General features: G+C 42.6%; 4 protein-coding genes and 1 pseudogene. All 5 read left to right on the forward strand.

What is annotated here, in order from left to right:
• Nucleotides 1-363, forward strand: a pseudogene (locus tag WKF69_RS16635) (transketolase); the annotation flags it as partial.
• A gap of 84 nt (nucleotides 364-447) precedes the next feature.
• Nucleotides 448-1401, forward strand: coding sequence for a transketolase family protein (locus tag WKF69_RS16640; protein ID WP_340383351.1), 954 nt, complete (start codon nucleotides 448-450; stop codon nucleotides 1399-1401).
• Between the two features lie 165 nt (nucleotides 1402-1566).
• Nucleotides 1567-2118: a sigma-70 family RNA polymerase sigma factor gene (locus WKF69_RS16645; protein WP_340383352.1), complete on the forward strand. Its 552-nt coding sequence runs from the start codon at nucleotides 1567-1569 to the stop codon at nucleotides 2116-2118.
• A 30-nt stretch (nucleotides 2119-2148) separates the two neighbouring features.
• A complete protein-coding gene (locus WKF69_RS16650) occupies nucleotides 2149-2775 on the forward strand; it encodes a hypothetical protein (protein ID WP_340383353.1) in 627 nt (208 codons plus the stop codon).
• A partial coding sequence (locus WKF69_RS16655; RefSeq protein WP_340383354.1) for a hypothetical protein occupies nucleotides 2772-3217 on the forward strand: 446 nt, incomplete at its 3' end. The genes WKF69_RS16650 and WKF69_RS16655, both read left to right, overlap by 4 nt.

Consider the following 3217-nt stretch of genomic DNA (forward strand, 5'->3'; position numbering starts at 1 on the left):
GCAATGTATGCGAGCCATAACAAGGTTGATAACCTGATCTCAGCGATTGATGTTAACGGACAGCAGATCGACGGCTCTACTGAAAATGTCCTTTCTCTCGGTAATTTGAGAGCGAAATGGGAAGCATTTGGGTGGGATGTTCTCGATATGAACGGCAACGATATGACTGATGTTGTGCGCGTGCTTAACCTCGCTGTTTCAAAAACTTGTAAAGGCAAGCCCATCATGATACTTATGCAGACAATGATGGGTAATGGCATTGATTTTATGATGCATTCACACAAATGGCATGGTGTAGCTCCTAACGACGAGCAGCTGGCCCTTGCTCTGGCCCAGGTTGAAGAGACCCACGGTGATTACTAAAAGTCTTAAATAACGAAATGCATACCAACTTTGAGCTTAAGGCTTAAAGCATTAAGCTAAAAGCACCTGAATACAGATTTTAATATGAAGAAATACACATACACTGAGAAAAAAGACACCCGTTCTGGCTTCGGAGCCGGCTTATTGGAAGCTGGTAAAAAGAATGACCAGGTAGTGGCTTTGTGCGCGGATCTAATAGGGTCATTGAAAATGGATGCATTTATCAAAGAATTCCCTGAACGCTTTTTTCAGATAGGCATCGCAGAAGCAAACATGATGGGGATTGCTGCAGGATTGACCATTGGCGGAAAAATTCCTTTTACAGGAACCTTCGCAAACTTCTCAACCGGCAGGGTGTATGATCAGATCAGGCAGTCAATTGCTTATTCTGACAAAAACGTGAAGATCTGTGCCTCTCATGCAGGCTTAACCCTTGGAGAAGACGGTGCGACGCATCAGATCCTTGAGGACATTGGTATGATGAAAATGCTTCCGGGCATGACTGTAATAAACCCATGCGATTACAATCAGACTAAAGCAGCAACGATGGCAATCGCCGAACATCACGGCCCGGTATACTTACGTTTCGGGCGCCCGGTAGTTCCTGTTTTCACAGATGCTGATCAAAAGTTTGAGATAGGAAAAGCCTGGATGGTTAATGAAGGTACCGATGTTTCCATCTTTGCAACCGGACATTTAGTTTGGAAGGCTATCGAAGCAGGTGAAAAACTTGCCGAAATAGGTATAAATGCAGAGATAATTAATATCCATACTATTAAACCATTGGATGAGGCTGCAGTCTTAAAATCGGTGGCGAAGACGGGATGCGTTGTTACCGCTGAGGAACATAATCGCTATGGCGGATTGGGAGACAGCATTGCTCAGGTATTGACCAGAAACAATCCTGTGCCACAGGAATATGTTGCGGTTAACGACAGCTTCGGAGAAAGCGGCACGCCTGATCAATTAATGAAGAAATACGGATTAGACACTGAGGATATAATAAAAGCAGTGCAGAGGGTGTTGAAGAGGAAGTAGTTGTCGGTAATCCGCAGATGGAGAAAAAGTAATCAGTAATCAGTAATCGGTAATCAGTGCCCACCGTCCGTGCCGTATGCAATGAGTAACGATTACCGATCACAAATTTTCGTATGCACCGATTACTGACTACCGATTACAGATCACAATAGCCGATAACAACGAATGCAGGTAGAAGATTCAGAAATTCTTGAAAAGTTTGCCCTCGAAAGCACTCGCACTGAGGCTTTTAATCTGCTTCTGAAAAAATACCAGCAAAAGATATACTGGCATATCCGCAGGCTGGTCATCGATCATGATGATACTGATGACCTCGTTCAGGAAGTTTTTATTAAAGTTTGGAAAAGCCTTTCCAACTTCCGCAGTGATTCTCAGCTTTACACGTGGCTATATCGCATAGCGACAAATGAGAGTATTACTTTCCTGAACCGTAAGAAACAAAAGAATAATATTTCACTCGACGAAATTGCAGGTTATGAACTTGCAGAGACTTTGGCAGACAGTGCCTATTTTGATGGGGATAAGGCTCAAATGAAACTTCAGAAGGCCCTTTTGACACTTCCTGAAAAACAGCGTCTTGTTTTTAATATGAAATATTATGACGATCTGAAATATGAAGAGATCTCAGAAATACTGGGAACTACAGTTGGAGGACTCAAAGCCTCTTTTCACATCGCCGTGAAGAAGATCGAAGGTTATTTATTGAATACTGATTAAACCTTTTTATACACAGGGTATCAAAGGAATATGGAATTAAATGATAGAGATATAGATTGGCAGAAAGATGCGCCAACTCTTGCTGCGATAGGGAAAGCGATTCCTTTCACTGTACCCGCGGGGTATTTTGAAGATCTTTCCGGTAATCTGAACTCCAGGCTGCTTATTGAATCAATGCGTGTTGACGATAAGGATGGATTTAGAGTGCCTCATAATTATTTTGAGAATCTTTCGTCGCGGATAGAGGAAAGTGTGGCGGTTGGAAATCTCAAAGCGCTGGCGCCTTCTGAAGGATTTACTTTGCCGGAAGGATATTTTGCCGGACTTACAGAACGCATAAACACAAGGATTGAAGAATCGGCAAAAAGAAAGACACCGGTTGGCAGGCTGTTGACGTCATGGGTGAGCTACGCTGCTGCAGCGTGTATAACTGTTATGATTGCAACCGGAATTTATTTCAACTCCGATTCACAGAATTTCAACGAACAGCTTTCCGAAGTTCCGGATGAGGAGATTATTAATTATCTGCAGGCGCACAGTACTGCCGGAGATACACCATTTATTATTGAGACTCTTAATCCTGATGGGCTGGATCAGGTCACTCCGGATGTTTCAGCTGATGAATTAGAGCAGTATATCAACAGCACAACATTATGAACGGACAAGTAAAGAGGGGATTGTGGGTTTTTGTGATGTGCCTGGCATTTACTTTACCATCATTTGCACAAAAAAACTGGGGACGATCCGAACAGATCGAATCTATTAAAGTGGCTTTTATAACCAGCAAGCTTGACCTAACAAGCGATGAAGCGCAAAAATTCTGGCCGATATACAACAATTATACAAAGGAATTTTTGGAATTACTGAAGAAAAGAAGAGAGGCCCGGTATAACAAAAACTCTGATCCTGATGAAACAATCAATGCCGAGCTTGTTTATGAAAGTAAAATGCTGGAGCTAAAAAAGAAGTACAGAAAATTGTATGCAAAGGCTATCCCGCCGCAGAAGATCCTGGCCTTATACCGGGCCGAGAGTGAATTCCGGGAGCATTTATATAAACAGCTTAATATTATAGATCCGAAAATAGTGGTACTGCTTGG

It is taken from the genome of Daejeonella sp. (genome assembly GCF_037719425.1).
Taxonomy (GTDB): Bacteria; Bacteroidota; Bacteroidia; order Sphingobacteriales; family Sphingobacteriaceae; genus Daejeonella.